The sequence below is a fragment of the Nitrospirillum guaranorum genome, from assembly GCF_034653275.1.
Taxonomy (GTDB): Bacteria; Pseudomonadota; Alphaproteobacteria; order Azospirillales; family Azospirillaceae; genus Nitrospirillum.
The window spans coordinates 1,323,714-1,349,570 of record NZ_JAYEES010000001.1; the positions used below are offsets into that span (position 1 = coordinate 1,323,714).

At 67.0% G+C, this 25,857-nt stretch carries 9 protein-coding genes and 1 pseudogene; 4 read left to right on the forward strand and 6 right to left on the reverse strand.

Going from position 1 to position 25,857, the window contains the following annotated elements; genetic code table 11:
• The first annotated feature begins 368 nt into the window (after nucleotides 1–368).
• The 3 genes from UAJ10_RS05305 to UAJ10_RS05315 are packed head-to-tail and all read left to right on the forward strand — an operon-like array spanning nucleotide 369 to nucleotide 2,466.
• Nucleotides 369–1,067 carry a response regulator transcription factor gene (locus UAJ10_RS05305; RefSeq protein WP_322914309.1) on the forward strand — a complete coding sequence of 233 codons (699 nt, stop codon included), beginning with the start codon at nucleotides 369–371 and terminating at the stop codon, nucleotides 1,065–1,067.
• A 29-nt stretch (nucleotides 1,068–1,096) separates the two neighbouring features.
• Nucleotides 1,097–1,672, forward strand: coding sequence for a hypothetical protein (locus UAJ10_RS05310; protein WP_322914310.1), 576 nt, complete (start codon nucleotides 1,097–1,099; stop codon nucleotides 1,670–1,672).
• Nucleotides 1,672–2,466, forward strand: a complete 795-nt coding sequence (locus UAJ10_RS05315) for a sensor histidine kinase (protein WP_322914503.1) — start codon at nucleotides 1,672–1,674, stop codon at nucleotides 2,464–2,466. Before UAJ10_RS05310 ends, UAJ10_RS05315 begins: the two co-directional genes overlap by 1 nt.
• Before the next feature lie 49 nt (nucleotides 2,467–2,515).
• On the opposite strand, the pseudogene UAJ10_RS05320 reads toward UAJ10_RS05315, so the two are convergent.
• A pseudogene (locus UAJ10_RS05320) lies at nucleotides 2,516–2,648 on the reverse strand (transposase); the annotation flags it as partial.
• A gap of 62 nt (nucleotides 2,649–2,710) precedes the next feature.
• Between UAJ10_RS05320 and UAJ10_RS05325 the strand changes: the two are divergent.
• The gene (locus UAJ10_RS05325) at nucleotides 2,711–2,929 is read left to right on the forward strand and encodes a hypothetical protein (RefSeq protein ID WP_322914504.1); all 219 of its coding nucleotides are present in this window, start codon (nucleotides 2,711–2,713) and stop codon (nucleotides 2,927–2,929) included.
• Nucleotides 2,930–2,970: 41 nt separating this feature from the next.
• On the opposite strand, the gene UAJ10_RS05330 is transcribed toward UAJ10_RS05325, so the two are convergent.
• The 5 genes from UAJ10_RS05330 to UAJ10_RS05350 all read right to left on the reverse strand — a co-directional run bounded on the left by UAJ10_RS05330 (nucleotide 2,971) and on the right by UAJ10_RS05350 (nucleotide 25,853).
• Nucleotides 2,971–3,216: a cupin domain-containing protein gene (locus UAJ10_RS05330; RefSeq protein WP_322914311.1), complete on the reverse strand. Its 246-nt coding sequence runs from the start codon at nucleotides 3,214–3,216 to the stop codon at nucleotides 2,971–2,973.
• 137 nt (nucleotides 3,217–3,353) lie between these two features.
• The gene (locus UAJ10_RS05335) at nucleotides 3,354–23,078 is read right to left on the reverse strand and encodes a hypothetical protein (RefSeq protein ID WP_322914312.1); all 19,725 of its coding nucleotides are present in this window, start codon (nucleotides 23,076–23,078) and stop codon (nucleotides 3,354–3,356) included.
• Nucleotides 23,079–23,831: 753 nt separating this feature from the next.
• On the reverse strand, nucleotides 23,832–24,101 hold the full coding sequence (locus UAJ10_RS05340) for an NHLP leader peptide family RiPP precursor (RefSeq protein WP_322914505.1): 270 nt from the start codon (nucleotides 24,099–24,101) through the stop codon (nucleotides 23,832–23,834).
• A 689-nt stretch (nucleotides 24,102–24,790) separates the two neighbouring features.
• Nucleotides 24,791–25,210 carry a response regulator transcription factor gene (locus UAJ10_RS05345; protein WP_322914313.1) on the reverse strand — a complete coding sequence of 140 codons (420 nt, stop codon included), beginning with the start codon at nucleotides 25,208–25,210 and terminating at the stop codon, nucleotides 24,791–24,793.
• A 208-nt stretch (nucleotides 25,211–25,418) separates the two neighbouring features.
• Nucleotides 25,419–25,853, reverse strand: coding sequence for a hypothetical protein (locus tag UAJ10_RS05350; protein ID WP_322914314.1), 435 nt, complete (start codon nucleotides 25,851–25,853; stop codon nucleotides 25,419–25,421).
• Between the last annotated feature and the right edge of the window lie 4 nt (nucleotides 25,854–25,857).

Here is a 25,857-nt window from a genome sequence, read left to right on the forward strand (position 1 = left end):
CGCCCGCTGCGAATTTCGATCATCACCACCAGGTGGCAGTAATATCTGATATTTATAGCGGACCGGACAATAACTGAGCCCTTAGTACATATTCAATAGCGCAATGTAGTCAAATAATGATGCGGATTATCATATTGTGTTCTTGGCGTTAGTCAAAAATGACAATTCTGATGTCACTTCATCAGAATTGATTGTTTTACTCACGAAAAGTCATCCAGCTGAAGACACCATGGCCAAAAATCCCATGGATCGATCGATGTCCTTGCCCTTGCAGGGCATGGACGGGTACATGCGATGCGGTGGAAGAGCCCGGGCCGGCGCCGCTGGTGCCCCGCCAGACGATTGCGGACCGGCGGAAAGGTACGGAAATGTCGCGCCTGCTGATCGTCGAGGATGAAGCCTCCTTACGGGATGACCTCGTCGCTTTCCTGGAAGCGAAGGGCCATGCCGCCACCGGCGTCGGCACGCTGGCCGAGGCCCTGCATCGGATGGCGGCGGACACCTTCGACCTGATCGTCCTGGACCTTGGGCTGCCCGATGGACATGGCGTGCGGCTGCTGTCCGAGATCCGCGCCCGCAGGGGCCTGCACTGCGGCGTGGTCGTCCTGACCGCCCACCAGGATCTGGAAGACAAGCTGCAAGCGCTGGAGGCTGGAAGCGACGCTTACCTGGTGAAACACGCCAGCCTGCGCGAGATTGAGTTCACGATCCGCAATGTGCTGAAGCGGCTGCCCGAGAGCCCGCCACCCTCCGGCGCGGAAGCGGGACAGGAATGGATGCTGGACCAGCGCGGACGGCACCTGGCCGCACCCGGCGGCGAAAGCGTGCCGCTGACACCCAAGGAAATGATCTTCATGGCCTTGCTGGCGGAGGCTGGCACGACGGTCTGCGACCACGCCCGGCTGGCGGAAGGCTTAGGGGATGGTGGCGACTTCTCGCCGGGCAGCCTGAACGCCATGGTCCGGCGCCTCAGGCAGAAGATCGAGGACAGGACGGGGCTGGAAGCCCCGGTCCGCGCCGTATACGGCAGGGGGTACAGCTTCGCCGCCACCCTTCGCCTGCGGTGAGCCGGAAGGCCGGCTGACGGAAGGACATCATGCTGGATATCGCCACGTCCATGGTCTTCGTCGAGGTTTTGACGGCCGTGAACTGTATCGCCGCCTTCGTGCTGTGGCGCGCCTATCGCGATCTGCATGGCTTGATCGCGATCTCAACCGGCTGCCTGGCACTGACGGCGGGATTCGCGTTGATGCTGTTCCGGGGGCCCCATGTCGTCACCGCGAGCAACGCGGCCCTGGTGCTGGCGATCGGGCTGGTGACCGACGGAATGGTGGTGCTGGCGGGCGGCACGTCCCGGCGCGGCCTGGTCTTGGGCCTGACGGCGTTCACCGCCGCGCTGTGGGAACTGATGCTGTGGATGGCGCCAGGGGACGTCCCCTCGCGCGTGGTGGCCGCCACGCTGATCTACATCGGCTTTTACGCGCGCCTGCTGGTCGAGGTCATCCGCAACCGGTCCCAGGTCAACAGCGCCCGCATCTGCCTGATCGTCACCCTGGTCCTGCACATCACGGTCCTGGTCGCGCGCATGGTCGCCGCCCAACTGGAGCCGGATCCCTCCTTCGTCTTCTCCCCCGCGTGCTGCCGTGGTTCCATCTGGAAGGCGCGGTGGTGATGACACTGACCTTCTTCTCCATCATGATCATGGTCGGCGCGCGGCTGGACGCCGACCTGAAGCAGCGGACCCTGAGCCTGGCCGCGGAACGCGACATGCACGCCCAGCTGCGCCAGTTCCTGGCCATGCTGGGGCATGAGGTGCGCACGCCCCTGGCGGTCATCAACCGATCGGCGGAGATGAGCCTTGAACTGCTCGATCCCGCGCAGCCGCAGGTGGCGCGCCGCCTGGGCACGATCCGGTCCACCGTCGACCGCTTGCGGAGCCTGATGGACAACCTGCTCATGGCCGAGCGCGTGGCCCTGGAGGTGACGGATGGTGAGCCGGTGGACATCGCCCGCATCGTCCGCGACCTCATGCGCCTGCTGGCGCACAAATATGAGGATGGGCGCATCGCCGCCACCCTGCCCCAAACTCCGGCCATGGTCCGGGGAAACCGCGAGATGCTGGCCGCGGCGATCGGCAATCTGCTGGACAACGCCTTGAAATTCTCGCCATCCGACCAGCCGGTCCGCGTGGAGGTGAGATGCGATGGCGCGGTTGCCGTCACCGTCAGCGACAACGGCATCGGGTTCCCGCCCGATCAGCTGCCCCTTATCGGCCAGCGTTTCTACCGGGGCGGCAATGTCGGCGCCGTGCAGGGGACGGGCCTCGGCCTCAGCATCGTCAAGACCATCGTCGACAAGCACCGCGGCCAACTGGGCCTGGTCAACGGCGCGACCGGCGGCGCGGTCGCGACGATCACCCTGCCGCTCGCGAAATCAATCGGCGCCACGGCCTGGCTGGCCGAATAGCCGCACCGCCGGTGACCGGCAGAGAGGGGACACCGGCCCGGCCGAGCGCCCGCGCCCATTTGCGCAGCATGGTCACGTGAACCCCAAGATCCCGCGCAGCCTGCGCCACGCTGACACCACGCTCTTCGATTAAGCCCTACCGCTTCGATCTTGAATTCGCGGCTGTACTGTTTGCGCTCCAAGTTTCGTCCCCCGGTTGGATCAATACCTTATCCCGGTGTCATCCAATCCGGCAGCAGCCCACGTGGCGGCGCAGCGCCAGCATCGGTGGATGGTATGGGAAGTCGTCGGCGTCAATGACCAGCACGCCTACCCGCGCATCCCGGTGGATGCCGACCTGAAGGTGGGCGATCGTGTCGGCCTGGGCGTGTCCCATCCCTGCACCACGCTGGACAAGTGGCAGCTGCTGCTGGTGGTCGATGACGACTACACGGTGGTGGATGCCTACCGGACTTATTTCTGACCGGCACGCCGTCCCTGGGCCAAGCTCCAGGGGCGGCATGATCATGATGTCGGGGAGGCCATCAACTCGTCATGCAGGCGCTCGTCGGGGCTGGAGCACAGGCACAGGGCCACGGCCTCTTCGCAGCCGGCCGCCGCGTATACGTGCGCCATGGTGCTGTCCAGGCAGATCGTATGAACGGTGACGGCACCCGTCAGGACGTAGAGATACTCTTCGCCTGAATGCCGGGCCGGATCCCCGAAGTCCGCCAGGCAGCGGGTGCGGATATGGATCAGGATGGGGATCATCCGCTTTCGGCGTAAATCGGTGCAGAGATACCACCAATCATATCATTCCAGATGACATGCCCCACTTTCGGCTGAAGGCCAACTTCAGTGCCAATTCGCAGATGATGGAGGAGACAGTAACCGGAGCGCGTCTTCGCTCAGAAGTCAAAGGTGGCATGCAACACCCCGGCGTGGCTCTGGTAGTCGCGGCGTAGCTCACCTGAGTATTCCAGCCGCAGCTTGAAGCCGTCGCCCTGGTCCAGGGTGGCCCCCACGCCGATGCCTAGGCCATCGGCCGCGGTGCGGCCGGTGCTACTGACGAAGCTGGTGCCGGCCAGGACGCTGGTGGTGGCGATGGGTCCATTCAAATAGTCGTGCACCCAGGTCAGGCGCAGGTCCGGCAGCAGCCGGCCCCATGCCGTCCCTATAGTACCCGACAGCTTGGCGCCCAGCTCCTGCGTCAGGTTGTCCACCTTCAGGGCGCCCACCGCCATGTTGGCCACGCCGGCGTCATGCTCGTCATAGGCGTGGTTGGTCAGGCGCACGGCCCGCAGGCTGGCCTGCGGCGTCAGGGTGAAGCTGGCGGAGACCGGCAGGTCATAGCCCACCGTCACCTTGCCCAGATACTGTTCCCCGCCATAGTTGGCGTTGGCGCGGGCGCCCAGGAAGCTGATCCACCGGCGCTGGTCGTAGTGGTTGTAGCCGAAGCTGGCCTGGCCCTCGACCGACAGGCGATGGTCCGCCCAGTCGGGCCGCCAGACGCTGTAGGCCGTCAGCTGGTAGCTGGCCGCCTTGGTCTGGCTGCCGGCGGCGCTGCCCTCGCCATTGACCGAGCCGTTCAGCCAACTGAAGGCCAGGCCCGCCATGACATCGTCGTTGGCGTACCAGTCGACGCCCAGCACCAGACCGGCCGTGGTCCCGCTGTAGCCCGCCGCGTCGGCGTTGTTGCCGCGCAGTACGCCGCCGCCCAGGATCTCGCCCCACACCGCCCCCTGCTGACCGTCGGAGCCGGCCGCCGCCCCCTTGCCGTTTACATCCCCCATTGGGCCATCCATATACGCCGCCGCATGCTGCTGGTGTTGGCTGATGGCGTTGGTGAAGGGTGTCACGGAGAAGGTGTTGATCTGCGGCGTCAGCTGGCTGGGCGACAACTGCGTCACCGCCAGTTGCTGCGCCTCGCCCGACAGCTTGGACAGGCGGGTCAGCACCGCCGCCTGGAAGGCCTGGGCCGCAGCCGTATCGCTGTTGGCGATGACATCCAGCGCCCGGCCGGTGCCCACCCCCGGCCCGCCCGCCGCCAAGCCCACGGCCGTGTAGCGCGTGCTGGGCTGGGTGGGGCTGGTCGGGCCCGTGGGGCCGGTGGTGCCGCCGCTGCCGCCGCTGAGCGTCAGGATCAGGTCCGTGGCGCCGTTGGCGGTGATGGTGGAACTGGTGACGGTGTAGCCGGCGGCCGTCAGGGTCAGGTTGCTGGCCGTCAGCGTGGAGCCGGCCGACGCGATGGTGTAGCTGCCCGCCGACAGCTGCCCGCCGTTGACCGCCGTCAGGGTCACCGACCCGCCCGTCAGGTTGGCGCTGCCGCTGATGACCAGGGTGCCGTAGCTGGTGGTGGAACTGACACCGATGACCAGATTGCCGGCCGTCTGGCTGTAGCTGCCGGTGATGTTCACGGCACTGTTCACCAGCAGGGTGGCCCCGCTGTTGAACACGCCGTGGCTGCCGACGTTGATGCGGTCGTTCAACATCATGACGCCGCGCACGAAGCGCAGGTCGGAGCGGGTGTTGGTGATGGTGCCGCCGGTGAACACGCCCGGTGCGGCATCCGTGCCGCCCGCGACCACCAGGTCGTTGGCCGACAGGTTCACCACGTTGCCGCTGAGGGTGCCGCTGTTGGCCAAGGTTCCCAGCGTGCCGGATCCTGCGATGTACAGCGCCGTGGCGCCACCCGCCGTGTTGGCCAAGGTGCCGGTAACGGTCAGCGTGTCCAGGCTGGCACCGATATAGTCGTTGCCCGCCGCCGCTGCCAAGTTGCTGCCGCTGGTCACGGCCGTGGCCGACAGACCGGTGATGCCGCTGGTGACGGTGGCCCCGGCGTAATTGGAGCCGGTGCCGCCCTGGATCAGGGTGACCCGGTCGCCCGCCAAGTAGTTGCCCACCGCGCTGACCCCGGCGTTGACCACGCCGCCCGTCACGTTGGCAGCCCCGCTGACGGTCAGCACATGGCCGCCCGTGGTCAGGGTGCCGCTGCTCTGGCTGAAGTTGCCCGTGACCGCCACGTCACTGGCCAGCGCGATGCTGGCGCCGGCGTTGCTGACCGTGTGCGTCGCCACGTTGAGGGTGTCGCCCAGGCTGATGGCGCCGGACGCGAACACCACGTTGGACCCGGTGTTGGTGATGGTGCCGCCGGTGAAGCGACCCACGGCACCGTTGCCGCCGCCGTTAATGGTCAGGTCGCGGGTGCTGGTGTTGACCACATTGCCGCTGATGGTGCCGCTGTTGGCCAGGCTGCCCAGCGTGCCCGTGCTGGCGATGTACAGCGCCGTGGCGCCGCCCGCCGTGTTGGCCAGCGTGCCGGTGACGTTCAGCGTGGTCAGGCTGGCGCCGATGTAGTCGTTGCCCGCCACCGCCAGCAGGTTGCTGCCGCTGACCGCCCCCTTGGCGTCCAGGCCCGTCAAGCCGCTGGTGACCACGGCCCCGGTGTAGGACGAGCCCGCCCCGCCCTGGATCATGGTCACGCTATCGCCGACGAAATAGTTGCCCACACCGGAGACGCCGGCGCTGACCGTGCCGCCGCTGACCAGCGCCGGGCCGCTGACCGTCAGCACATGGCCGTTCACGGTCAGGCTGCCGGAACTCTGGGCATAGGTGCCGGTGACGCCCACGTCCGTGGTCAGCACGATGGCCGCCCCGATGTTGCTGACCGTGTGCGTGCCGCCCACGTCGATCTGGTCGCTCAGGGCCACCGCGCCCGAGGCGAACACCACGTTGGCGCCCGTGTTGCGGATGCTGCCGCCGCCGAAGCTGCCCACCACCGTGCCGCTGCCACCGGTGATGGTCAGATCCCGGGCGGAGACGTTGGTGATGTTACCGCTGATCAGGCCGCTGTTGGCCAGGCTGCCCAGGGTGCCCGTGCCGGCGATGTACAGCGCCGTGGCGCCGCCCGCATTGTTGGCCAGCGTGCCCGTCACACTGAGCGTGGCCAGGCTGGCGCCGATGTAGTCGTTGCCCGCCACGGCTGCCAAGTTGCTGCCGCTGGCGGCACCCGTGGCGTCCAGGCCCGTCAGGCCGCTGACCACCGTGGACCCGGTGTAGGTCGAGCCGTCGCCGCCCCGGATCAGGGTGACGCTGTCGCCCACCAGGTAGTTGGCCGTGCCCGCCATGCCGGCATTGACCACCCCGCCCGTGACCTGCGCCGCCCCGCTGACGCTCAGGACATGCCCGGCCACCGACAGCGTGCCCGCCGTCTGGCTGTAGTTGCCCGTCACCGCCACGTCGCTGGCCAGCGTCAGGCTGGCGCCCGTGTTGGCCACCGTGTGGCCGGTCACGTCGATGGCGTCGGCCAGGCTGACGGCACCCGACGCGAAGGTCAGGTTGCTCAGGCTGTTGCGGATGGTGCCACCGGAGAAGCCGCCCACCGCGCCGCCGGTGCCGCCCACGACCACCAGATCATTGGCGCTATTGTTGACCACGTTGCCGATGATGGCCCCGCTGTTGGCCAGGGTGCCCAGGCTGCCGGCGCTGGTGATCAGCACCGCCGTGGCGGCGTTGATGGTGCCGCTGTTGGTCAGGGTGCCCAGAGTGCCGCCGACATAGTCGCTGAGCAGCGTCAGCAGCAGGTCGGTGGCCGATCCGTTCGTGCCACTGCCCAGCGTGGCGCTGAAGCCGCTGGCGGCCGCGCTGAGGCCGCTGGTGGTCAGGGTCCCACCCACCTCGGCGATGGTGTAGCTCTGGCCCGCGATCAGGTTGCTGCCCGACAGCGCCGTCACGGCGACGGTGCCGCCGGTGAAGGCGGCGTCGCCGCTGACCAGCAGCTCACCCGCCGTGCCGCTGCCGATGCCCATGGCCAGCGTGCCCGCCGACTGGCTGTAGTTGCCCGTCACGCTGATGGCGTTGGTCAGCAGCACGTTGGCCCCACTGTTCACCAGCGTGCCCGTGCCGACATTCACCTGGTCGTTCAGCAGCAGGTTGCCGCCGGCCAGTTCCACGTTGGCCAGCGTGCTGGTGATGGTGCCGACGGCGCCGTTCTGGCCCGTCAGGGTGCCGGTCACCGTGCCCGCGCCACCGGTGATGGACAGGCCGGTACCGCCGGCGTTGGTGATGTTGCCGGATATCGTGCCGCTATTCGCCAGGGTGCCCAGCATGCCGGTGGAGGCGATGTACAGCGCCGTGGCGCCACCCGCCGTGTTGCTCAAGGTACCGGTGACGTTCAGCGTGTTCAGGCTGGCGCCGATATAGTCGTTGCCGGCCACGGCCAGCAGGCTGGTGCCGCTGGTGGTGCCGATGGCCGACAGCCCGGCCAGGCCGCTGGTCACCGTGGCGCCGGCGTAGCTGGAACCCGCGCCGCCCTGGACCAGGGTGGTGCTGTCGCCCACCAGGTGGTTGGCCGCACCGCTCAAGCCGGCATTCACCACACCGCCCGTCACCTGCGCGGCACCACTGACGTTCAGGCCATGGCCGGCCACCGACAGCGTGCCGGCCGTCTGGCTGAAGTTGCCCGTCACGGCCAGGTCGCTGCCCAGGGTCAGGCTGGCGCCGTTGTTGGCGACCGTGTGGCCGGTGACGTCGATGGCATCGCCCAGGCCGACCGCGCCGCTGGCGAAGGTCAGGTTGCTCAGGCTGTTGCGGATGGTGCCGCCGCTGAATAACCCTGTCGCCGTGCCGCTGCCACCCGCGATCACCAGATCATGGCTGCTGCTGTTGAGCAGGTCGCCGATCAGGGCGCCGCTGTTGGCCAGCGTGCCCAGAGTACCGCTAGCCGCGATATAGACGGCCGTGGCGGCGGTGAGGGTCCCGGTGTTGGCCAAGGTGCCCAGCGTGCCGCCGATGTAGTCGTTGCCTATCACCGCCAGCAGGTTGGTGCCCACCACGCCCTGGCTCACCACCAGGCAGGTGAGGCTGCCCTGGACCACCGCGCCGAGGTAGCTGGACCCGGCGCCGCCAGCGACCAGTGTCGTGGCACTGCCGGCCAGGAAGTTTCCCGTGGACGCGAAATCCGCGAGCACGGTGCCGCCGCTCAGGCTGGCGGCACCGCTGACGGCCAGGGCCCCACCGCTGGCGATGTCCAGGGTCAGGGTGCCCGCACTCTGGCTATAGTTGCCGGTGACGCTGACCAGGCTGTCCAGGAGTACCGAGGCGCCGCTGTTGACCAGGGTGTGGCCGGTCACGTTCACGGCGTCGTTCAGCAGCAGGTTGCCGGAGGCGAGATCCACGTCGCCAAGGGTGTTGGTGATGGTGCCCTGGCTGCCGGCGGTGTAGCCGGTCAGCGTGCCCACGACCGTTCCGCTGCCGCCGGTGATGCTGAGGGTGTTGGCCGACAAGTTCAGGATGTTGCCGGTGACGGTGCCGCTGTTGGCCAGAACGCCCAGGCTGGCGCTGGTGTCGAGATAGAGGGCGGTAGGTGCGGTGATCAGGCCGCTGTTGGCCAGCGTGCCGATGGTGCCGGCATTGTAGACGCCATAGGTGGCGCCCAGGATGGTGCCGCCGTTCAGCACCGTGGCGATGTTGCCGGTGTTGTAGAGGCCGGCGGCCGTAGGCGCGCCGGCATCGATCAGCGATCCGGTGTTGACGAAGACGTCGATGGTGCCGGCGTTGTAGAGGGCCATCTGGCCGGCGACGGTGCCGCTGTTGCTGAGCGTACCGATGCTGGCTCCCGCCTGGTTGCCCAGGCCGGTGACGCTGCCCGTGACGGTACCGGCATTGCCCAGGGTGCCGATGGTGCCGCTGTTGCTGATGCCGGCGACGCTGCCCAGGACGGTGCCGTCATTGCTGAAGCTGCCGACCTGGCCCTGGTTCATCACGGCGATGGTGCCGATCAGGGTGCCGGTGTTGAACAGGCTGCCGATGGTGCCGCCGGCGGCGACATGGACGGCCGTCGGGGCGTTGATCACCCCGCTGTTGCCCAGACTACCCAGCGTGTCGCCGACATAGTTGTTGGCGATCATGGCCAGCAGGTCGACATTGCCGCCGATGGTGACGGTGCTGAGCGTCACGCCCACGCTGGCCACGTTCACCAGGGCCGTCAGCCCGGTATAGCTGGAACCGGCACCACCCACGACCAGGGTGCCCAGCACGCCGCCCGCCAATTGGTTGCTGGCTGCCGAGACCGAGGCCGCCACCGTGCCACCGCTGAGTGCTGCGATGCCGGTGACCACAAGTTGGTTGGCGTCCAGAAGCAGGCTGCCGCTGGTCTGGCGGTAGTCGCCGATGATGGTCAGGGTGTTGGCCAGGTGCAACGAGGCACCGGTGTTGGACACCGTGTGGCCCGCCGCAGCGATCATATCGTTCAACAACAGGGTACCGCCGGCGAAGACCACGTCGCCGCCGGTACTGGTCAGCGTACCGATGCCGGACCGGCCCGTCAGCGTGCCGACCAGGGTGCCGGCGCCGCCCGTGATCACCAGCGCGCCGGCGCCGTTGTCCAGGATATCGCCGGCGATGGTGCCGCTGTTGGCGATGGTGCCCAGGCTGCCCAGGTTGACCAGGGCATGGGCGGTGCCGGTCAGCAGGCCGCTGTTGACCAGGGTGGCGAGGGTGCCGCTGCCGGCCACATAGATGGCGGTGGCCGCCGACAGGGTGCCGCTGTTGGTAACGCTGCCCAGCGAACCACCGACATAATCGTTGCCGACCGTGAGGGTCAGGCCATTGCTGACGGTGCCCTGCGCGGCGGACAGGCCGGTGATGCCGCTGACCTGCAGCTGTGCCGTCACGGTGGCGCCGCCGGCCGCCCGCAGCAGCGTGCTGGTCCCCACCAGATAGTTGGCGGTGGACGACAGGCTGGCCAGCACGGTGCCGCCGACGGTGGCGGTGCCGCTGACCACCAGTTCAGCCGCCTGGGTGTCATTCCGCGTCAGCACCAGGCTGCCGCCGACCTGGCTATAATCGCCGCTGACCGTCACGGCATTGGCCAGCGCCAGGGTCGCGCCGCTGTTCACCACGGCATGGCCGGTGGCGGCGAGATCATCGTCCAGCAGCAGGGCACCGGCCGCGAAGACCACGTTGCCCCGGGTATTGGTGATCGTGCCCATACCGGACTGGCCCGTCAGCGTGCCCAGGCCGCCGCCGGCACCGGTGAATACCAGGTCCTGCGCCGCGTCGTTCACGATAGCGCCGCGGATCACGCCGCTGTTGGCGATGGTGCCCAGGGTGCCGTCATTGTACAGCGCCGTGACACCCGCCAAGGTGCCGCCGGCGGCGTTCATCAGAACCACCAGCGTGCCGCTGTTGTAGAGGCCGACGGTGCCGGTGATGGTGCCGCTGTTGGAAACGGTGGCGATGCCGCCGCCATTGTACAGGCCGGCACGGGACATGGCGCTGATCAGGCCCGTGTTGCTGACCAGGGCGGCCGTACCGATATTGTGGAAACCGTCACGGCCGCCGGTGATGGTGCCGCTATTGGCAAGGGTGCCCAAGGTGCCGGCGTTGGCGGCCGCACTGCTGGACCCCATGACGGTGCCGTCGTTCACCAGGGTGCCGACGACCCCGTTGTTGGCGACGCCGATCACACCGCCCGACAACAGGCCGGTGTTGGACAAGGTGCCGACGCTGCCGGTGGCGGCAACGTAGCCGGCGGTGCGGACGCCGGTGATGGTGCCGCTGTTCGACGCGTTGCCGATGGCGCCGCCGATATAGTCGTTGGCGAACTGTAGCAGCAAGGCGCTGGTGCCCGCCACCGTCACGATGGTGGTGTTGCCCGCGAAGCCGGCCAGGGCGGTGATGAGATTGGCGCCGCTGAGGTCGATGCCACCGCCAGCCTGCATCAGGGTATAGCCGTTGCCATAGAGATAGGTGCCGCCGGCGCTGAGCGTAGCCTGAACCATGCCACCGCTGACGACGATGGCCTGACTGGCGACCAGGCGGCCGGCGCCGGGGTCAATGCTGAGGGTGCCGCCGGTCTGGGCGTAGGCGCCGGTAATGCTGACCTGGCTGGACAGCCGCAAGGCAGCACCGCTGTTCACCACCGTGTGGCCGGTGGCATCGATGGCGTCGGCCAGCAGCAGATCGCCGGACGCGAACACCACATTGGAAAGGTTATTGACGATGGTGCCGCCGGTGAAGGTGCCCACCGTGCCGCCGGCCCCGCCGCCGATGGAGAGATCCACGGCCGACAGGTTGCGGATGTTGCCGGCCAGCGTGCCGGTATTGGCCAGTTGGCCCAAGCTGCCGCCGGCCGCGATATAGACGGCCGTGGCAGCCGACAGGCTGCCGCTGTTGGTCAATGTGGCGTAGGCGCCGCCGATATAGTCGTTCTCCGCCACCAGCAGCAGGGTGTCGCCGTTGACGGCACCGGTGCCGGTCAAGCCGGTGAGGACCGAACTGATCGTGGCACCGCTGTAGTTTGACCCGTTACCGCCGGCCACCAGAGTGCCCAGCGTACCTGCCAGGTAGTTGCCGGTGGCGGCCAAGGTGGCCAGGACGGTACCGCCGGTGATGCTGGCCGCACCGCTGGCCGTCAGCCCATTGTTCACGGTGGCCCCCAGGATGCCGGCCGCCTGGCTGTAGGCGCCAGTGACGCTGACGGCGTCCGCCAGCTGCAGGTTGGCGCCGGCATTGACCACGGTATGGCCCGTGGCCTGAATGCCGTCGTTCAGCCAGATGGTGCCGCTGGCCAGGACCACATCGCCACCGACGGCGATGGTGCCCTGGCTGCCCAGGGTGCTGCCGGTGAAGGTGCCCTGGGTAGCGCCGCTGCCGCCGACGATGGTCAGGGTGCCGGCGGCCACCCGGATATCGCCGGCGATGGTGCCGCTGTTGCCCAGGGTGTCGAGGCGCCCACCTCCGGTCACCAGGACACCGCCGCTGAGCTGGCCCTGGTTGTCGAGGGAAAGCAGCGTACCGGTGCCGCCGATGGAAACGGTGGCGATGCCGCCGACGTTCAGGGCGGAGGCGACCGCGCCGCCGGCGATGGCCAAGCCGGCGGTCTGCCCTGTCAGAGTGCCGACATTGTCGAGGAAAGTGATCAGGCCGCCGTTGTTGCGCAGGCCATAGGTGCCGCCCCCAATGGAACCGTCATTCACCAGCGCGCCGACGGTGCCGACATTGCGCAGGCCGGCGTTCTGGCCGACCAGCGTGGTGCTGTTGGTCAAGGTGCCCAGCGACGCTGTGGTGGCCACATACAGCGCCGTGCTGGCGTTGTTGACCGCGCCGGTGATGGACAGCGTGGCGAGCGTGCCGCCAATATAGTCGTTCAGCGCCACAGCCTGCAGGGCGTTGTTCGCCACCGTACCGCCCAGACCGAAGCCGGTCACCAGATTGGTGATGCCGAGGCCCGTATAGTCGGACCCCGCACCGCCCTGCACCAGCGGCCCCAGGATGCTGCCGGCCATATAGTTGGCGGTGCCCGACGCGCTGGTGATGGTGGCGGTGCCGCCCGTGAACCGTGCCGCCCCAGTGACGGACAGCATGTCGCTGCCGATGCCCAACCGCAGGCTGCCGCCCGTCTGGTCGTAGTCGCCGGTGACGGCGACGGTACCGCCGAGCGTCAGGTTGGCGCCGCTGTTCACCACCGTGTGGCCGGTGGCGTCGATGGCGTCGGCCAAGCGCACATCGCCGGACGCGAAGACCAGGTTAGACAGGCTGTTGACGATGGTGCCGCCGCTGAAGGTGCCCACGGTGCCGCCGGACCCGCCGCTGATGGACAGATCAAAGGATGAGAGGTTGCGGATGTTGCCGGCCAGCGTGCCGCTGTTGGCCAACCGTCCCAGGCTGCCGGCGGCGGCGATATAGACGGCCGTGGCGGCCGACAGGCTGCCGCTGTTGCTGAGCGTGGCGTAAGCGCCGCCGATGTAGTCGTTGCCGCCCACGAACAACAGGCTGTCGCCGCTGGCCGCCCCGCTGCCGGTCAGACCGGTCAGGGCGGAGGCCACCACAGCACCGCTGTAGTTGGAACCGGCGCCGCCGGTCCCCAGGGTGCCCAGCGTACCCGCCAGATAGTTGCCGGTGGCATCCAGGGTGGCCAGGACGGTGCCGCCGGTGATGCCGGCGACGCCGCTGACCGTCAGGCCGTGGTCCACGGTGACACCCAGGGTGCCCGCCGTCTGGTTGTAGGCACCCGTGACGCTGGTGCCGCCGGCCAACGCCAAATAGGCGCCGGTATTGACCACGGTCGCTGCCCGCACGCTGTCGTTCAGCAGGACATTGCCGCCGGCCAGCACCAGGTTGCCGCCGGCAATGCTGAGGGCGCCTTGGCTGCCCAGGGTAGCCCCGGTGAAGATGCCCATCACCGTGCCGCTGCCGCCGGTGACGGTCAGGTCGCCCGAGGTGGCCACGTCGCCCTTGATGATGCCGGCATTGGCCAGCAGGCCGATGGTGCCCGCGGAAATGCCCATGCTGCCGCCGGCGATGGTGCCCTGGTTGATGAGGGTGCCCAGGATGCCGGCATCCACACCCACCACGCCACCGCCGACCACGCCCAGACTGGTGATGGACAGCAGGCCGATGGCGCCGGCGCCGCCGATGCCGGCGTTGGTGGTGCCGAGGATGGTGCCGCTATTGATCAGGATACCAATGGAACCGGCATTCTCGATGCCGCTGGCGGCACCGCTGATCAGACCGCCAACATTGTTGACGACGGTGCCAAGTCCGCCCGTCTGCTCCACATGGATCCGGGTGGCAATGCTGCCGCTGTTGGACAGCAGGCCTAGCGTGCCGCTGACATCGAACGTGCCGCCGATGGTGCCGCCGTTGATCAGCGTATCGATGACGCCGTCCGCGAGCAGGCCGCCCAGGGTGCCATCGTTGGCCAGCGTATGGATGAGGCCGGTGTTATGGAGGCCGACCCCGCCGCCAGTGATGGTGCCGCTGTTCAACAGCGTGCCGATGGTGCCCAGGTTGGCGACGGCGGTGCTGCCGACGCTGCTGATCACGCCGCTGGCGTTGACCAGGGTGCCCAGGGTGCCTGTCTGGGCCACATAGACGGCGGCGCCGTTCTGGACGCTGAGCGTCCCGGTGTTGCCCAGGCTGGCGTAGGTGCCGCCGATATAGTCGTTCCGCGCCACCCCCACCAGGGCGGTGCCGGCGATGGCACCGCTGAGGGTCAGGCCGATGGCGTCATCGGTCACCACCACGCCGGCGTAGTCGGAGCCGGCACCGCCGGCAACCAGTGTCCCCACCGTGCCGGCCTGCAGGTAATTGCCGGCGGCGGCACCGATCAGCTGCACCTGCCCGTTGGTCAGGCTGGCGCTGCCGCTGGCGGACAGCTCACCGGCGCCTGTCACCAGGACCAGGGTGCCGCCCGTCTGGGCATAGTTGCCGGTGACGCTGACGGCGCCGGTCAGGGTCAGGTCGGCGCCGATGTTCCGTACCGTGTTGCCGCCGACATTGACGCTGTCGTTCAGCAGCACGTCGCCGGACGCGAAGATGACGTTGCCCAGGGTGTTGGTGATGATGCCCTGGTTGGTCAGGGCGGCACCGGTGAAGGTGCCGGTCCCAATGGTGGTATTGCCCAGAGTGCCACCCGTGATGGTCAGGTTGGGCGTGGCCGTGGCGTTGTTGATGATGTTGCCGGCGATGGTGCCGCCGTTGGCCAGTGCGAAGAACTGGCCTTGGGCGCCGATGCTCAGCGCGGTGGCGCCACTGATCACACCGCTGTTGAAGTTGAGGATGGATCCCAGCGTGCCGCCGTCCCGCACCTGGACGCCGCCGCTGATCCGCCCGATATTGCCCAGCGCGAACACCGAACCACCGCCGCTGATGGCGACAGTGGCGATGCTGCCGTCATTCAGGGCGAACATGACGCTGCCGCCGTCCACCGCCAGGCCGGCCGTCTGGCCCGCCAGGGTGCCGTGGTTGCCGAGGAAGGTGATGGCGCCGCCGCTGTTGCGCAGGCCATAGGCGCCGCCGGCGATCGTCCCGTCGTTCAGCAGCGCGCCGATGGTGCCGAAATTGCGCAGGCCGGCGTTCTGACCCACCAGCGAGGTGCTGTTGGTCAGCGTGCCGCTTATGGACGCGGTGGAGGCGACATACAACGCCGTGCTGGCGTTGCTGACGGCATTGGTGATGGACAGCGCGGCCAATGTGCCGCCGACATAGTCGTTCAGCGCCACGGCCTGCAGGGCGTTGTTCGTCACTGTGCCGCCCAGGCCGAAGCCGGTCACCGTGTCGGTGATGCCGAGGCCGCTATAGTCGGACCCCGCCCCACCCTGCACCAGGGTGCCAAAGATGCTGCCGGCCATATAGTTGCCGGTGGCAGAGAAACCGGTAACGGTGGCGCCGCCGCCTGCGAACCGAGCCGCCCCGGTGACCGACAGCAGGTCGCTGCCGATACCCACCCGCAGGCCGCCGCCCGTCTGGCTGTAATCGCCGGTGACGGCCACGGTGCCGCCCAGGGTCACGGCGGCGGCGCTGTTCACCAGGGTGTGGCCGGTCACATCGACGGCATCGGCCAGGCGCACATTGCCGGACGCGAGCACCACGTTGGACAGGGTGTTGATCAGGGTGCCACCGGTGAAGGTGCCCACCGTGCCGCCGGCCCCGCCGGTGATGGATAGGTCGATGGCTGACAGGTTGCGGACGTTGCCGGCCAGCGTGCCGGTGTTGGAAAGATTGCCCAGGCTGCCGGTGGCCGCGATGTAGACGGCCGTCGCGGCCGACAGGCTGCCGCTGTTGCTCAGCGTGGCATAGGCGCCGCCGATATAGTCATTGCCACCCACGAACAGCAGGGTGCCGCCGCTGGACGCGCCACTGCCCACCAGACCGGTCAAGGCGGAGACCACGCTGGCGCCGTAGCCGGACCCGTTGGCGCCGGCCGCCAGGGTGCCCAGCGTACCCGCCAGATAGTTGCCGGTGGCGGCCAGGGAGGCCAGGACCGTGCCGCCGGTGATGTTGGCGACGCCGCTGGCCGTCAGGCCGTTGTTCACCGTGACGCCCAGGGTGCCGACCGTCTGGCTGTAGCCGCCCGCGACGCTGACGGCGCCGGCCAACTGAAGGTTGGCGCCGCTGTTGATCAGGGTGTGGCCGCTGACGACGACGTTGTCGTTCAGCAGGATGTTACCACCCGCCATCACCACATTGCCGCTGGTGACGGTGATGGTGCCCCGGTTGGTCACGGTGGCGCCACTGAAGGTGCCCGCCACCGTGCCGGTGCCGCCGGTGATGGTCAGGGTGCCGGACGTGGCCTGGATGTCGCCCAGGATCGTGCCGCTGTTGTTCAGCAAGTCCGGCTGGCTGGTGAGGGACAGGGCGTTGGCGCCACTGATCAGGCCGCTGTTCAGGATGGTGCCGAAGGAACCGGACAGGGCCGTGCCGCCGGCACCGGTGGCCTGGATGGTGCCACTGTTGATCACCGTGCCCGCGGCGTTGGAGAAAAAGACGCCGTACTGGGCGCCGCTGATCAAACCTCGGTTGACCAGGGTGCCCAGGGAGCCGGCGTTCCCGATGCCGCTGGCGGCGCCGCTGATCACGCCGCCGATGCTGTTGATGAAGGTGCCGATTCCCCCGGTCTGCTCCACATAAATCCGCGTGCCGATGGTGCCGCTGTTGGACAGCAGGCCCAGCGTACCCCTGACATCGAACGCGCCGCCGATGGTGCCGCTGTTAACCGCCATGTCGATGACGCCGTCCGCGAACAGGCCGCCCAGGGTGCCGTCGTTGGTCAGCGTATGGATGAGGCCGGTGTTGTAAAGGCCGACCCGGCCGCCGGTGATGGTGCCGCTGTTCGACAGCGTGCCGATGGTGCCCAGGTTGGCGACGGCGGTGCTGCCGACGCTGCTGATCACGCCGCCGGTGTTGGCCAAGGTGCCCAGGGTGCCTGTCTGCGCCACATAGACGGCGGCGCCGTTCTGGACGCTGAGCGTCCCGGTGTTGCCCAGGCTGGCGTAGGTGCCGCCGATGTAGTCGTTCCGCACGACGGCGATCAGGTTTTTGCCGATGGTGACGCCGGCCAGGCTGAGACCGGCGCCATCGCCGCTGAGCGTCACGTCGGCGTAGTCCGACCCGGCGCCGCCGGTCACCAGGGTTCCCACTGTGCCGCCCTGGAAATAATTGTTGGTGGCGGCCCCCACCAGTTGCACCTGCCCGTTGGTCAGGCTGGCGCTGCCGCTGACCGCCAGCAGGCCGCCGCCGACCGCCACGCCCAGGCTGCCCCCCATCTGGATGTAGTCGCCGGTGATGTTGACGGTGTTGGCGACCGTGATGCCGGCGCCAATATTGCGCACGGCAAAGCCGTTGGTGGTGATGCTGTCATTCAACAGCAGGCCGCCGCCGGCGAAGACCACGTCGGCGTACCTGGTGGTGATGCGGCCCTGGTTGGTCAGGTTGACGCCGGTCAGAGTGCCGATGGTGCCGCCGGTGCCCCCAGCGATGGTGAGGACGGCCGCCAGCGTTCCCGGCCCCGCATTGGATGGGTCGAAGTTGTTGTAGATGTCGCCGGCGATGGTGCCGCTGTTGACCAGCAGGTCCACCTGGCTGCCCACGAAAATGTCCAGGGCGGTACCGCCCTTGATCAACCCGGCGTTGACGATGGTGTCGATTTTCCCGCCGTTGAAGATGCCAACGCCGAAACCGGGGCCGGTGATGGTGCCGGAATTGGCCAGGCGGGCGATGGTTCCGGAATCAGCCAGGGCGAAGGTCGCGCCACTGCTGATCGTGCCACCGTTGTCCAGAAGGCCGACGGTGCGGTCGTTATAGAAGCCCACCCCGTTGGTGGACATCAGGGTGCCGCTGTTGGTCAGGGTGTTGATGGTGCCGTAGTTGCGCAGGGCGACGTTGGTCCCGCCACCGATCAACCCGCTGTTGGTCAACGTGTCGATGGCGCCGCTGTTGATCATGTCCGACCGGACGGCGGTGATGCTCCCGCTGTTGCCGAAGGTGCCGATGCTGCCGCTGTTATTGACGGCGAGCCCGGAGGTCACGGTGGCGGCGATGGTGCCGCTGTTGGTCAGCCGGGTGATGTTGCCGCTGTTATAGAGTCCGTAGGACTGCCCCAGGATCGTCCCGCTGTTGTTGATCGAGCCGATGGGGCTCACGGTGCCATTAAGGTATAAAGCCGTCTTGCCGCTGATCAGGCCCGGGGTCTGGTTGTCGATAGCGCCGATGGAGTTGAAATTGGAACCGATGATGGCGGTCCGGGCGGAAATGGTACCGCGGTTGAGCAAGGTGCCGATGCTGCCGACACCGATGCCGATGGTATCGCTGTCGATCACACCGCTGTTGTCCAGCAGGCCGATACCCCGGTTGTTGGGGGACGAGATGCCAACGGCGGTGCCGGTCAGCGTGCCGCTGTTGACCAAGGTGCCCAGCGCGCCGTTCAGATAAAAGGCGGTGCGGCCCGTGGCGGTGCCCGTATTGCCGACGCTGCCGATATTGCTGTTGATGTAATAGTTGCCGGCCACGGCCACCAGGTTGGCGCCGGCCGTCCCGATGCTGGCCGTCACGCCGCCCAGCGTCCCGACGAGGGTGCCGGTCAGGCTGGAATAGGTGCCGCTGGCGGCGGAAACCAGGGTGGTGAGAACATCGCCCAGTAGATAGGTGTTGGCGTAGCTGAAGGCCACGGTGCCAATCACCGCGGCACCGGTGATACTGGCGGTACCGCTGACGACCAGGCCACCGCCGGCCCCCAGCACCAGCGTGCCGCCGGTCTGCGCGTAGTCGCCAGTCACGCCGATGTTGCCGGGTACGGTCAGGGTGGCGCCCGCATTGACCAGGGTGTGGCCGCTGACGTTCACGCCTTCGCCCAGGCGCAGGCCGCCGGACAGCACCAGGTTGGCAAGGGTGTTGATGATGGTGCCGCCGGTCAGCACGCCCACCGTGCCGGCCGTCCCGCCCATGATGGACAGGTCGTGGGCCGACAGGTTCAGGATGGTACCCGACAGGGTGCCGGTGTTGACCAGCTGGCCCAGGCTGCCGGTGGCGGCGATGTAGACCACCGTGGCGCCCGACAGGCTGCCGCCGTTGGTCAGCGTGGCCAGGGTGTCGCCAACATAGTCGCTCTGCGCCATCAGCAGCAGATTGGTGCCGTCATTCCCGCCGGCGAGGGTGATGCCCGTCTGGGGCGCCACCGTTATGGAGGCGCCGGTGTAATCGGAACCGGCGCCGCCCACCACCACCGTGGTCGGGGCGCCCACCACGTAGTTGGCCTGCGTCGGCAGGCTGCTCAAGCTGACCCGGGCGCCGGTCAGGCTGGCCGCACCGCTGACGAGCAGTTGGGCGCCGTTGGACAGGCTCAGGCTGCCGCCCGTCTGGGCATAGTCACCGGTGATGCGAACGGTATTGGCCAGCGTGATGCCGGCGCCGGTGTTCAGCACCGTATGGCCGGCGGCATCGATAGCATCGTTCAGCAACAGGGCGCCGCTGGTGAAGACCACGTTGCTGAAGGTGTTGCTGATGGTGCCTTGGCTGTTGGCGGCGTAACCAGTGAAGGTGCCGATGGTGCCGCCGCTGCCGCCCGCGATGGTCAGGCCGCCATAGGAGAAGCTGTCGTTCAGGGTGCCGTTGACGATGTTGCCGGCGATCAGGCCCGTGTTCACCAGCGTGCCGATGCTGCCGCCGAAGACCAGCGCCACGGCCTCGGGCGCCAGGATGGTGCCGCTGTTGACCACCGTACCCATGGTGAACTGCGATTGCAGGATGCCATATTGGTTGCCGGTGCCGCCGCTGACGGTGATCAACCCGCTGTTCAGCACCGCGGCAACGGTCCCGACGTTGTAGATGCCGACGCCGCCGGCGGTGGCCGCGATGGTGCCGCTGTTGCTGACCGTTGCGACGGTGGCGTTGTTGACGATGCCGAAGCCGCTGCCGCCCACGGCGATCAGACCACCGTTGGACAGCAAGGTGGCGGCGCGGCTTTGGCTCAGGATGCCGACGTGCGCCAGAATGGTGCCGGTGTTGGACACCGTGCCGATGGTGGCGGCGGTGCCCAGGCGGATGCCGAACTGGGTGGTGGCGGCGCTCACGCGCGCATCGATCAACCCGTCGTTGACCAGCCTGCCGATGGTGGCGGCCCGCACATCTATCCCCGCCCCCACGGTACCGGCGGTAAGGTGTCCCCGGTTGACCAGCGTGCCGATGGAAGCGCCATCGGCGACATAGGCCGCGATGCCGCCGGTATCCACGGTACCGGTCAGCGTCAGGCTGGCGGCATTGGCGCCGATGTAGTCGCTGGAGGCCACCGCCAGCAGGTTGGCCCCGTCGGTGCCCAGGGTAGCCGTCAACGGGCCGAGGCCGCTGTCCACCGTGCCGCTCAGGCCGGTGTAGGCGCCGCTGGCCGCGGACACCAGGGTCGACAGCGCGTCGCCCACCAGGTATGTCGCGCCCGCCGACGGGGTGGACAGCGTGGCGATGACGCTGCCGCCCGTCATGGCGGCCGCGCCGCTGACCACCAGTTCCGCGCCCGGCTGCAGCATTAGGGTGCCCGCCGTCTGCGTGTAGTTGCCGGTGACGCCGACCACGCTGGCCAGGGTCACGGATGCGCCGCTGTTGGTCAAGGTGTGGCCGCTGACGTCGACCGCATCGTCCAGCAGAAGGCTGCCGCCGCTGAGCACCACCTCGCTGAGGCTGTTGGCGAGGGTGCCGCCCGTCAGCGTGCCCACCACGCCGCCCGCGCCGCCACTGATGGACAGGGTATTGGCCGAGAGGTTCCGGATGTCGCCGGTCAGCGTGCCGATGTTGACCAGCTGGCCCAGGCTGCCGGTGGCGGCGATGTAGACCACCGTGGCGCCCGACAGGCTGCCGCTGTTGGTCAGCGTGGCCAGCGTGCCGCCGATATAGTCGTTGCTGGCGATCAGCAGCAGGTTCTGGCCGTCGTTGCCGCCGGTGACGGCAGCCCCGGTCAGAGGGGCGATGGAAATGGTGGCGCCGGTGTAGTCAGACCCCGTGCCCCCGGCCACCAGGGTGGTGGGCGATCCCACCACGTAGTTAGCGGTGGCGGGCAGGCCGGTCACGCCGACCTGGGCGTTGGTCAGGCTGGCGCTGTCGCTGACCAGCAATTGCGCGCCGCTGGCCAGCGTCAGGCCGCCGCCCGTCTGGGCATAGGCGCCGGTGAGGGTGACGGTGTTGACCAAGGTGACGCCGGCGCCATTGTTCAGCACCGTGTGGCCGCTGGCGTTGATGCTGTCGTTCAGCAGCAGGCTGCCGCCCGCGAAGACCAGATTGCTCTTGGTGTTGCTGATCGTGCCCTGGCTGTTGGTCGCATAGCCGGTAAAGGTGCCGACCGTGCCGGCCGTGCCGCCCACGATGGTCAGGTTGCCGTAGACGAAGCTGTCGTTGCCGTTGACCACGTCGCCGGCGACCAGGCCGGAATTGACGAAGCTGCCGGAGATGGACGCGCCCAGCGCCAGCATGACAGCGGTGTTGGCGACGATGGTGCCGCTGTTGACGAGGGTGTCCAGGGGCCAGAACTGCACCCGCACGCCCGTGCCGGCACCCATGGCGATAAGGCCGCTGTTGCGGATCGTGTTGATGAAGCCGGCATCATAGATGCCGATACCGCCGTTGCCGCTGACGATGGTGCCACTGTTGACGATGGTGGGCAGGGTGGCGGCGGTGTAGATGCCGTAGCCCTGGTTGCCGGTGAGCGAGATCGTGCCGCTGTTGGACACCAGGCTGACGGAATTGCTTTCGTCCCAGATGCCGAGGAAGCCGACGATGGTGCCGGTGTTGGACACGGTGCCGACCGTGGCGCCGCTGGTCAGGTGAATGCCGGCCTGGGTGGTGCCGACGGCGATGGATGAGACGTCGACCAGCCCGGCGTTGACCAGAGCGCCGATGGTGGCGCTGCCCACCTGGATGCCGATGCTGCCGGCGATCAGGGTGTCGGCGTTGACCAGGGTGCCGATGCTGACGCCGTCGGCGACATACGCGGCGAAGGTGCCGGCGGTGACCGTGCCGGTCAGCGTCAGGTTGGCAGTGCTGGCGCCGATATAGTCGTTGGTGGCCTGGGCCACCAGATTGCCGCCGATGGTGCCGCCGCCGATGGAAAGGTTGGCGATACCGCCAATGACGCTGACGTTCACGCCTGAATAGGTGCCGCTGCTGGCGGCGACCAGCGTGGACAGCGCCTGGCCCGCCAGGTAGGTGGCACCAGTGGGCACGCCGGACAGGCTGGCGGTGACGGACCCACCCGTCATGCTGGCCGCGCCGCTGACCGCCAACTGGCCGCTGGCGCCCAAGACCAGTGTGCCGGCGGTCTGGCTGTAGTCGCCGGTGACGTTGACCAGGGTAGTCAGCGTGACGGAGGCGCCGGTGTTGAACAGGGTGTGGCCACCGACGTTCACGGCATCGTTCAGCAGGATACGGCCGCCGGCCATCACCACGTTGCTCAAGGTGTTGGTGATGGTGCCCTGGCTGCCGCCGAGGCCCGTATAGGTGCCCAAGGCGGTGCCGGTCAGGACAAGGTCGCGGGTGCCGTTGTTGATGATGGCGTTGACGATGGTGCCGTTGTTGCTGATCGTCCCGAGCGTGCTGTCGCCGGAAATGGAGACGGCGTAGCCGGTGCCGCTGATCACACCGTTGTTGCGCAGGGTGCCGATGGTCGACCCGTTGGTGAGCAGGATGCCACCCACGCCGGTCGCGAGGGTGCCGTTTTCGACAAACGGCGTGATTGTGGCGCCTTGCAGCCAGACGGCGACCGTGCCGGATCCTGCCAAGGTCGTGCCGGAAAGGGTCCAGCCATTGGTGAAGTTGCCGCTGAAGGTGGTGTAGGCGTCGATGGCCCGTGCCGGCCGGGAAGCCGCCATCCCGACGGCCACCACCGCCAGCGAGGAGCCAGCCAGAAAAACTCTCCGGGCGCGAGCGAGCCGCAGCCGGTGGTTATGTTGTATCTCTTGCGGACAGGTGTCAGCCCCGCCAGCCCCTCGCAGCCCCATCCCTGCCCCCACACTTTTTTGCTCGCCCCCGCAGAAAATCGCCGCCTTAAACTATCGGCCCAGATCCGCTAATAGGCTGGTTTAACTTAAAAATCCAAATAGGCTCTTCCTGACTCCTGGCACAAACCCATGTATTATTCTTATGTAATATAGATTAGTACCATAGATGAAATCTTGAGCTTGACCAATAACACCTTCCGCATACGCATTCAGACCACTACCATGAGGACTGTGTTGAAGGTTCAGCCCTCATGGATCAGCACACTACTATCCGTCATGTGAGACGGCGCCGTGCCGAACACACCCCAGGCCAGCACCATGCCCAGGGCCCACCCGCGCGCGGGTGGGGTGGGCTGAACCAATTGGTTAAGCTGCTCGGATGACCACACTCATCCAGCGCCTCCTTACGGGAAATCGGGTTGTTTATTCCGCTCCGGAGCCCTGCGGATGCCGCGGCAAGGCGCACCGGTGGCGGGCATCCATAGTCAGGCGCGCGCGCCGCCGAAACCGATAGGCGCCAGCCCGCCGTTGCCGTCAGACCGACGACCTTCCCGTTCTCTTCACCTAATCATCCCCACCCTCCTTCGACGCAGGCGCAAGGGACAGATGAAATCAGACGCGGCGTCAGAGACTGAGTTCGCAGTACCAGCACCAGCCGCCGGAAGCGCCATCCAACTCCTCGTCCGACAAGTCGGTCGGACGGGCGGGAAGCACCAGAGTGTAGCTAGCCTCGGTGTTCTCCACGACCGACAGGCGGAGTCCCGCGGGAACGTCGACCCCTTCCGCCGCCAGCACCGCAGCCGGATCAGCCAGCAGCCGCACCTTGAAACCCTCATCCGCCCAGGCCTTGGCAATGACCCGGCCGGCGACCTTGGCATTTTCTTCATTCAGCATTTGCCCATTCCCTTTTGGCTCAAACACTCCAGCAGCAATAACCCCCTCATTTCGCACCCCCGGAATTATCCAGGTCTTCATCGGGCGGATCTGCCAGGCGGGTAGCGCCAGGGCCCGAACGGCGTCGGAATCGGCCAACGACCGCGCCCTGAGCCCTTCATTGGTCCAAGCCTTGGCGATGATCCGGCCCGCCGCCTTCGCGTTCTTTTCGTTCGTCACATCCAACCACCTTGAGATTGGTCAAAGTGATTGCAAACATGCCGGAAGAATGTGGAACCTGCGGTCAGGCATACGGTGGTTGATGGTCAACCTGCCGCATGTCCTGTTCGCCGATCTCGCGTGAGAGTAATTACGGGCCGAGAACCTGTCTGTAGAACAAACGCGCCACAGCGGTAGTCGCCCTTCCTGGCGCTTCTCCCATGACCATCGATCCCCATACGGGGCGGGCCATCCGATGATAAATAATCGGATTGAAGGACATATAATGGCATCGATTGGACTAGTATAACAGAGGCAGGAATACGGCAAGGAGATGCCGCACCTAATCGGCGCCAGTCTTGGACGTCATTTCGTTTTCTGCCAGTTATAATGTTAAACGGCTTGAAGCCCGGACGCCGATCAGTGTGGTATCCATTTGAATTTATTGCAGTCAGCAGGGTCACCGGATTGAGCCGATTTACAGAAATGCTCTAGCCGCATTGGAAAGCCGCAGGTACCTGACCCCGGATGATGATTTCCTGAAGCGTGTGCACGCCCAGCTTCTCTCGCGCGCGCTCTCGATGCTTCTGGACTGTACGCGGGCTGATGTCGATGAGGCGGGCGATCTCCTTGCTGGTCAGGCCGGCCGCGACGTAGCGGACCACCTCCGCCTCGCGGGGCCCCAGGGCGTCCCAGGCCAGCGGCGGCGGCGGAGCAACGGGAGCGACCGCAGCGCTGGCATACGCGATCAGTTGCGCGGTGGAGGCCAGCCCCGCCTTGCGCATGATGTTGGAGCGGTGCTTTCGGATGGTCAGTTCCGACGCGCCCAGCGCAGCGGCGATCTGCGAACTGGTGAGACCTTGTCCGGTCAGGTCCAGGACTTGGCGTTCCCGGGCGGTATAGCGGTGCATGGCTGCTGGCTCATGGGTGGGTTGTCATCGCCGTGACGCCCCCCGCGCCAACGGCCCACACACCCTGCCAGCGACCGGAAGAATTCTTCCTTCTGTTATCCTTCTGGAATTTAACCTATTGAGATACATAAGGAATAGTCCAATAGACGACTTGCCTGCCCGGAAGAAAAACGGCCCGGGCTTGGGGAAGCCCGGGCCGCCATTCACGTCAGATCGACCGCCTTGGGGGCGGGTCGGTGATGCCACCGGTATTGGTTACCTCCGGATCCGACGACCTCAGCTTCACCGGAGTGACGGGATCGCCGAGCCCACTCAACACATGTTGGACGTTGAGGAAAACCTTGCCAACGGTGACATACCCGCAATTCTGCTGGTCATCATAAACGATGACATGATCGGGCCTGACCGTGGCTGGGTGGGTAGTCAAGTCCTCACAGCCGCCCACTGATTCAATATCGGGGGGGTCGAAGACGTACCGCCGGGCCGAGTCAACGTCGAGACGGAAAACTATTCGGCCGACGTGGCTCGGCACGCGTACGGAAAAATTACCTGCTGTGAGATCATTATAATACCAGACGTAATTATCCTTAGAAACTTCCTCTATTCGGACATTAATTTCTATTCTTCCAGGCGGGCATGTCATTTTC

Bases quoted from the DNA above. Each gene is read 5' to 3' on its own strand.
- UAJ10_RS05305 (WP_322914309.1), top strand. From the start codon at position 369: ATGTCGCGCCTGCTGATCGTCGAGGATGAAGCCTCCTTACGGGATGAC.
- UAJ10_RS05310 (WP_322914310.1), top strand. From the start codon at position 1,097: ATGCTGGATATCGCCACGTCCATGGTCTTCGTCGAGGTTTTGACGGCC.
- UAJ10_RS05315 (WP_322914503.1), top strand. From the start codon at position 1,672: ATGACACTGACCTTCTTCTCCATCATGATCATGGTCGGCGCGCGGCTG.
- UAJ10_RS05330 (WP_322914311.1), bottom strand. From the start codon at position 3,216: ATGATCCCCATCCTGATCCATATCCGCACCCGCTGCCTGGCGGACTTC.
- UAJ10_RS05335 (WP_322914312.1), bottom strand. From the start codon at position 23,078: ATGGCGGCTTCCCGGCCGGCACGGGCCATCGACGCCTACACCACCTTC.
- UAJ10_RS05340 (WP_322914505.1), bottom strand. From the start codon at position 24,101: ATGCTGAATGAAGAAAATGCCAAGGTCGCCGGCCGGGTCATTGCCAAG.
- UAJ10_RS05345 (WP_322914313.1), bottom strand. From the start codon at position 25,210: ATGCACCGCTATACCGCCCGGGAACGCCAAGTCCTGGACCTGACCGGA.
- UAJ10_RS05350 (WP_322914314.1), bottom strand. From the start codon at position 25,853: ATGACATGCCCGCCTGGAAGAATAGAAATTAATGTCCGAATAGAGGAA.